The following is a 7,152-nucleotide window of genomic DNA, read 5'->3' as shown; positions in this document are numbered from 1 at the left end:
GAGGCCGCCATACTCTTTTACCTCGCGGGATCGCGAAGGGCAGAGCGGGAAGGCCCCACCCTTCAGGGTGGGGATGAAAGCGGAGCCCTTTCCAACGGAGAGAAGATCGATAACCCCCGATTCTTTCGATCTGAAGAGAAGGCGTTGGCCAAAGCTCAGAGACGGCTATCTAAATGCGCCAAAGGAACTTCACAGGGAAGGGCGGCCGTTAAGGTAGTACAGCGAGTCCACGAACGGATCGCTAACAGAAAAATCACTACCCTTAGCCTCAAATGGCCTGCAAACTTCGATTCGCGATGAAGGTCAGTATAAGTAGTTCTGAAACAGCCTCAATTGTCCGATTCCGCCGGAATCCCACCACAATATCTTCTCCAGCAACAGCCTTTTTATCCCTCACCCTCTAGGGCTCTGCGGCTTTGAAGAGACGAGAACGATATGACGTGGAGGCGGAAAGGTGCCCAAGAGAGAAGACATCAACAAGATAATGATCATCGGGTCGGGGCCTATCGTTATCGGCCAGGCCTGCGAATTTGACTACTCAGGAACCCAGGCCTGCAAGGCCCTCCGGGAGCTGGGATACGAGATAGTGCTGGTGAACTCAAACCCGGCGACGATAATGACCGACCCGGGAATGGCGGATGTGACCTACATCGAGCCCCTGAACGTGGAGAGGGTAGCCCAGATCATCGAGAAGGAGAGGCCTGACGCCCTCCTCCCGAACCTCGGAGGCCAGTCCGGCCTCAACCTCAGCTCGGAGCTGGCCAAGGCTGGAGTCCTGGAGAGGTTCGGCGTCAAGGTGATCGGCGTTGAGCTCGACGCCATCGAACGGGGAGAGGACCGGATCATCTTCAAGGAGACGATGAACCGGCTGGGGATAGAGATCCCCAAGAGCACCGCCGTCTACTCCGTGGAGGACGCAGAGAAGGTGGCCGCCGATCTGGGATATCCGGTCGTGGTCAGGCCCGCCTACACCATGGGCGGCACCGGAGGCGGCCTGGTCTACAACGTCGAGGAGCTGCGGATGGTGGCGAGCCGCGGCATCTCCGCGAGTCTCATAGGCCAGGTCCTGATCGAGGAGTCGGTTCTGGGTTGGGAGGAGCTGGAGCTGGAGGTGGTGAGGGACGCTAAAAACCAGATGATCACCGTCTGCTTCATCGAGAACGTCGACGCCATGGGGGTTCATACAGGCGACTCCTACTGCACCGCCCCCATGCTCACCATCTCCGAGGAGCTTCAGAAGAAGCTCCAGGACTACTCCTACCGGATCGCAGAGGCCATCGCGGTGATCGGAGGGACGAACGTCCAGTTCGCCCACGATCCCGAAACGGGCCGGGTGGTGGTCATCGAGATCAACCCCCGGACCAGCCGCTCCTCGGCCCTGGCCTCCAAGGCCACCGGCTTTCCCATCGCCCTGGTCTCGGCGAAGCTCGCGAGCGGCATGACCCTCGACGAGATCCCCTACTGGAGGGAGGGTGCCCTGGATAGGTACACCCCCTCTGGCGACTACGTGGTGGTGAAGTTCGCCCGCTGGGCCTTCGAGAAGTTCAGGGGCGCCGAGGACAGGCTGGGGACCCAGATGAAGGCCGTCGGCGAGGCGATGGCGATCGGCAAGACCTACAAGGAGGCCCTCCAGAAGGCGATCAGGTCTCTTGAGATCGGGCGGTACGGCCTGGGATTTGCGAAGGACTTCAACGGAAAACCCCTCCCGGAACTCATGGAGATGCTGAAGTGGCCTTCCAGCGAGAGGCAGTTCATCATCTACGAGTCCCTCCGCAAAGGGGCAGAGGTCGGGGAGATAAGCGAGATCACCTCGATCAAGCCCTGGTTCATCCAGCAGATGAAGGAGCTGGTGGAGCTCGAGGAGGAGATCCTCAGGTACAGGAAGGGAGGCGAGGTCGAGGACGTGGCGGAGACCCTCCCCGACGACCTTTTGGTCCGGGCCAAGAAGGACGGCTTTGCAGACGGGTACCTCGCAAATCTCCTCTCGGTCCCCGAGACGGAGATCCGGAGCCGAAGAAAGGCCCTGGGGATCGTCCAGGGTTGGCACCCGGTCCCCGTCAGCGGGGTCGAGGACGCCGCCTACTACTACTCGACCTACAACGCCCCGGACGCGACGGAGACGAGCGACCGGCGGAAGGTGATGGTCCTGGGAGGCGGGCCCAACCGGATCGGCCAGGGGATCGAGTTCGACTACTGCTGCGTTCACGCCGCCTTCGCCCTCCGGGATCTCGGCTACGAGACGATCATGGTGAACTGCAACCCCGAGACCGTCTCCACCGACTACGACACCTCCGACAAGCTCTACTTCGAGCCTCTGACCGTCGAGGACGTCCTCAGCATCTACGAGAAGGAGCGGCCCGAGGGGATGATCGTCCAGTTCGGTGGCCAGACCCCCCTGAACATAGCAAGGGAGCTGGAGGAGGCGGGGGCGAAGGTCATCGGGACGACCGTCGATACCATCGACCTCGCCGAGGACCGGGACCGGTTCCGGATGATGATGGAGAAGATGAATATCCCCATGCCCGAGTCGGGGATGGCGAGCAACCTCGATGAGGCCCTGGAGGTGGCGGCCCGGATCGGCTATCCCCTCATGGTCCGCCCCTCCTACGTCCTGGGCGGCCGGGGGATGGAGGTGATCTACGACGAGGAGATGCTGGAGCGGTATGTCCAGGCCGCCGTGGACGTGACGCCGGAGCGACCCATCCTGATCGACCGGTTCTTGGAGAACGCCCTGGAAGCGGAGGCCGACGCCCTCTCCGACGGGACCGAGACCTTCGTTCCCGCGGTGATGGAGCATATCGAGCAGGCCGGCGTCCACTCTGGCGACTCAGCCTGCGTGATCCCGCCGGTGACCATCCCCAAAAGGCAGATCGATACGATCAAGGAGTACACCCAGAGGATCGCCCGGGAGCTCGGCGTGGTGGGGTTGATGAACATGCAGTACGCCATAGCAAAGGAGGTCGTCTACGTCCTGGAGGCGAACCCCCGGGCCTCCCGGACGGTCCCCCTGGTCTCGAAGGTCTGCAACGTCTCCATGGCCCGGATTGCAACAGAGCTGATGATGGGAAGAAGGCTCGCCGACCTGAGGCTTAAAGAGAGGCCGATCCCCCACTTCGGGGTCAAGGAGGCGGTCTTCCCCTTCAACATGTTCCCGGAGGTCGACCCGCTCCTGGGGCCGGAGATGAGGTCCACGGGCGAGGTTCTGGGGATGGCCGACTCCTTCGGCATGGCCTTCTACAAGGCCGAGGAGGCGGCAAAGCAGGTCCTCCCCAAGGAGGGGGCGGTTCTGATCACGGTGGCCTCCAAGGACAGATCGAACGCCCTGGAGGCTGCAAGGGAGTTCTACAGGCTCGGGTTTGCCATAAAGGCGACGGGGGGAACCCGCGACTTCCTCGCAAAAAACGGGGTAGAATCCGAGCCGATCCTGAAGCTCACCGAGGGGAGGCCCAACATCGACGACGCCATCAAGAACGGGGAGGTCCAGCTCGTGGTCAACACCCCCATCGGCAAGGCGAGCCAGTACGACGACTCCTATATCCGGAAGGCCGCCATCAAGTACAGGGTGCCCTACATCACCACCGCCGCCGCGGCCTCGGCGGCAGCCAAGGGTATCGCCGCCTTCAAGAGGGGAGGATCGGGGGTGAAGTCGCTTCAGGAGTATCACGCGGATATCAAGAGGTGAGATATCAGGAGGTGAACTTGGAGGAGAGCAGATAGTAGGCGGCGACGCCCCCAAGATCCCCGAACCGGGAGAGGACCTCCTCCGCCTCTTGGGCCGTGGCCCTCTCTCCCCCCTTGTAGAATAGGCCGACGGCGTCCCTTATCCCCAGGTCGTCGACGGGGACGGCCTCATACCTCCCCAATCCCCGGACCAGGACGTAGTCGGCGGTCCACCTCCCCACCCCCTTCATCGATAGGAGGACCTCTCTCGCCTCCTCCGTCGCCATCTTCTTCAGAGACTCGGGGTCCAGGTTCCCGGAGGCGACTCCATCGGCGATCCCCAAAATGAAGCGGCTCTTGTTCATGCTGAGGCCCAGATCTCTCAGAATCTGGGGATCGAGGCCCGCGATCCTCTGGGGGGAGGGGAGGGCGAAGAATTCGAGGTCTCCGAAACTCAAAGTGAGGCCGAGGCGCGAAACAAGCCTGTTCTGGAGAAGGTTGGCGACCTTCAGGCCTATCTGCTGCTCGATTATCGCTATCATCAGGGCCTCGAAGACGGTGGCGGTCCTGGGCGGCTTGAGGCCCCAGAGCCTCTCTGCCAGGGGCGCGAAGGCAGGATCGTCAACCCCGTAGAGGGGCCGAAGGTCCAGATCTGATGAGAGGATCCAGGCGGCGAGATCCCGGGCGGAGGGGTCTGAAGAGGGCGGAGAGCAGACAGAGGTCCAGCTCGAGACCGAAGCCAAAGCCGAATCAGAGCTGGCCGATGATTCCGGCTCAAACCTGAAGAGCTTGCGCTTCCATCTCGCCTTTCCGCTCGCAGACCTCCAAAAGATGAACAGCGCCCTTCTCCTCAAAGCCCTTGTAGAGGACCCCGTCGATAAAGGCGGTATGGGTCCATCCATCAAACCGGGCGTAGATGCTGCAGCTTTTGCCGAAGTCGAAGGGCTGAAGGGGCTTGACGGTCCCCTGGGAGATCGGGATCATGCTTTCAGGGACCTGCTGCCGGAATTCTCGATGCGCCCCGTTTCGCCTCATTCTTGCCGACCTTCCTCAGGAGGTAGGCTGTACATATCCCGCCCAGGAGGGTGTGAAACCAGAGCTGGGCGACCCTGGCGAGGATGGTGACCGCCGCGGCATCGTGGAGCGAGACGCCGACGGCGGTGAAGAGGGCGGTCATGAGGATGTCGACGATCCCCAGCCCCCCCGGCAGAATCAGAGGCAGGTTCTGGAAGACCATGATCACCGAATAGACCGCAAAGACGGCGAAGAGGGGGATCTCCACGCCCAGGGACCGGAAGGCGGCGAAGGCCACCAGGTTCAGAGAGAGCCAGCCGGCGAAGGCCCAGAAGGAGCTCAGGATGAGGGGTCCGTTCCTATTTCGCAAGAGGAGCATGCTCTGCTGGAACTGGCGGGTGATCTCGCAGTAGAAGTTTCTATTGATGCTTCTATTGAAGAGCACCTCCACCTGGTCGATCAGAACGTTGACCACCCTCTGGAGGAGGTTCTCCGAGAAGCAGACCCCGATGAAGAGGACTCCCGCCGATACCATGAGAAATATCATCGAGAAGCAGGTGGTGAGGGCCCAGGAGGGGATTTCGTAGTACAGGAGGAGGTAGGCAAGGCCAAGGGACATCCCCAAAACGAAGGGGATCGCCGTGATGATCCTGGTGGCGGCGACGCTGGCGGTGCTGGATTCGAGCCTTGCATTCCCCGCGATCTTGGAGAGGAAGTAGAGGCGGCCGGTCTCGCCCGAGACGCTCCCCGAGGGGATCAGGTTGTTCAAGAATATGCTGGACATGTAGATGAAGAAGACGTCGGCGAGAGAGATCCGGTAGTTCAGCTCCCGGATCAGCGTCTTCCAGGATAGGGCGTTGAAGACGACGTCCAGGAGAGATAAAAGAAACGCCAGCCCGAAGATGGCCAGGTCCACCTGGGCGAGGCTTTCAGTCACCTCACAGAGGCCCAAGGAATAAAGGTATGCGAAGTAGGCGGATAGCCCCAGGATCACCAGGACGGTGGACTTCTGAGCGTTGATCGTCGGAAGCTCTAGGTCTTGGACCACAAAGCCCCGGAGGCTTTTGCTGTAGAAATAGTTATCTTTTCGAGACCCAGAATTAATCGCCCATATCAGAACGAGCATTTTGAGGGGATGGCAGTTGGACAGATGGAGGCCGGATAAGTACGCGCAAAGCTCCTCGGCCCAGGAGCTCTGGGCAGAAGAGCTGATAAGAAAGATCGAGATCGAGGGGGACGAACGGATCCTCGACATCGGCTGCGGCGACGGGAGGATCACCGCCAGAATCGCAGATCTGGTCCCGAGAGGATCGGTCCTGGGGATCGACAGCTCAACGGAGATGGTCCGGTTCGCCGGAGAGAGGTTCCCGCCCGAGATCATCAAAAACCTCCGTTTCGCGGAGGCCGACGCCCGAGACCTCAGCTTCGAGGAGGAGTTCGACCTGGTGGTCTCCTTCGCCGCCCTCCACTGGATCGCCGACCACGGACCCGTCCTCGGTGGCATCCGCCGCGCCCTCAAGCCCGGCGGCCGAGCCCTCCTCCAGTTCGGGGGCCGGGGTAACGCCGCCGCGCCCCTGAAAATCGCCGACCAGATGACCCGAGAGGGAAAGTGGCGATCTTACTTCGAGGGCTTCACCTTCCGATATGCCTTCTTCGGGTCCGAGGAGTACCGGGTCTGGCTGGTCGAGGCGGGCCTATCGCCCCAGAGGGTCGAGCTGATCCCCAAGGATATGGTCCAGCCGAATCCACAGAAGTTCTGCGGGTGGATCGAGACGACCTGGCACCCCTACCTGGAACGGGTTCCCGAGGGACTTCGCGGGGAGTTCGTCTCCGAGATCGTCGACCGCTACCTCCGAACCCATCCTCTCGACGCTGAGGGGAGGGTCCACGTGGGGATGACGAGGCTGGAGGTGGTGGCGAAAAAAGCCCGAAGCTGAACGCATAGATCGACAGAATCAAAATCAGCTCGTCTCCTCTCCGGCCACCTCTTCCACCGACCTGCCGGTCAGGGCGGAATCGGGCTTCTCCTCCAGGATGTCGAGGTCGGGCCGCGCGAAGTCGTCCTTCATCTTCACCAGGATCCACCGCTCGTTCTTCCCCCGGCCGGTCCGGGTGAGGGCAAAGCCGCCCGAAAGCTTTTTGCCCGAGAGGAAGACGGTGGCGTGCCCCTTCTCCAGGGCTTCGGCGATCGGCACCTCCTCTCCGTCGGATTCGGTGGTGTTCTCGTAGGTCCCCATGTCCCAGACGATTACGCCTCCGGCACCGTACTCGCCCTCGGGGATGGTCCCCTCAAAGTCGATGTAGTCGAGGGGGTGGTCCTCGGTGGGGACCGCTAGCCTCTTCGTCTTCGTATCGAGGGAGGGGCCCTTGGGGACGGCCCAGGATTTTAGGACGCCCTCCACCTCCAGCCGAAGGTCGTAGTGGAGCCTCTTCGATCTGTGCTTCTGGATGGAATAGCGGGGCTTTCCTGTCGTCTTT

General features: G+C 61.6%; 7 protein-coding genes. 3 read left to right on the top strand and 4 right to left on the bottom strand.

Features of this window, described 5'->3' with window-relative positions:
* Both ACP5EL_RS08165 and carB read left to right on the top strand, forming a co-directional pair.
* Window positions 1-300: transposase (locus ACP5EL_RS08165; RefSeq protein ID WP_428402018.1), on the top strand; the 300-nt coding region annotated here is incomplete at its 5' end.
* 154 nt (window positions 301-454) lie between these two features.
* A complete protein-coding gene (gene carB, locus ACP5EL_RS08160) occupies window positions 455-3,682 on the top strand; it encodes a carbamoyl-phosphate synthase large subunit (protein ID WP_428402017.1) in 3,228 nt (1,075 codons plus the stop codon).
* A gap of 4 nt (window positions 3,683-3,686) precedes the next feature.
* Here carB and ACP5EL_RS08155 read toward each other — a convergent pair whose 3' ends face one another.
* From ACP5EL_RS08155 to ACP5EL_RS08145, 3 genes are read right to left on the bottom strand one after another with little or no spacing between them, the layout of a single operon-like run.
* On the bottom strand, window positions 3,687-4,403 hold the full coding sequence (locus ACP5EL_RS08155) for a DNA-3-methyladenine glycosylase family protein (RefSeq protein WP_428402016.1): 717 nt from the start codon (window positions 4,401-4,403) through the stop codon (window positions 3,687-3,689).
* Window positions 4,404-4,434: 31 nt separating this feature from the next.
* Window positions 4,435-4,644 carry a hypothetical protein gene (locus ACP5EL_RS08150; RefSeq protein ID WP_428402015.1) on the bottom strand — a complete coding sequence of 70 codons (210 nt, stop codon included), beginning with the start codon at window positions 4,642-4,644 and terminating at the stop codon, window positions 4,435-4,437.
* 4 nt (window positions 4,645-4,648) lie between these two features.
* Window positions 4,649-5,722, bottom strand: a complete 1,074-nt coding sequence (locus tag ACP5EL_RS08145) for a lysylphosphatidylglycerol synthase transmembrane domain-containing protein (protein WP_428402014.1) — start codon at window positions 5,720-5,722, stop codon at window positions 4,649-4,651.
* A 94-nt stretch (window positions 5,723-5,816) separates the two neighbouring features.
* Between ACP5EL_RS08145 and ACP5EL_RS08140 the strand changes: the two genes are divergently transcribed.
* Window positions 5,817-6,611 carry a class I SAM-dependent methyltransferase gene (locus ACP5EL_RS08140; protein WP_428402013.1) on the top strand — a complete coding sequence of 265 codons (795 nt, stop codon included), beginning with the start codon at window positions 5,817-5,819 and terminating at the stop codon, window positions 6,609-6,611.
* A gap of 24 nt (window positions 6,612-6,635) precedes the next feature.
* On the opposite strand, the gene ACP5EL_RS08135 is transcribed toward ACP5EL_RS08140, so the two are convergent.
* Window positions 6,636-7,152 (bottom strand): DNA polymerase ligase N-terminal domain-containing protein (locus tag ACP5EL_RS08135; RefSeq protein WP_428402012.1); only part of this gene is annotated, 517 nt, incomplete at its 5' end.

The organism is Methanocrinis sp., from assembly GCF_049974945.1.
In the GTDB taxonomy this organism is placed as follows: Archaea; Halobacteriota; Methanosarcinia; order Methanotrichales; family Methanotrichaceae; genus Methanocrinis.
The sequence above is the reverse complement of the archived record's forward strand: the minus strand, read 5'-3'. Positions and strand labels throughout refer to the sequence as shown.

Coding starts and splice junctions, on each gene's coding strand:
- ACP5EL_RS08150 (WP_428402015.1), bottom strand. CDS start 4,644: ATGATCCCGATCTCCCAGGGGACCGTCAAGCCCCTTCAGCCCTTCGAC.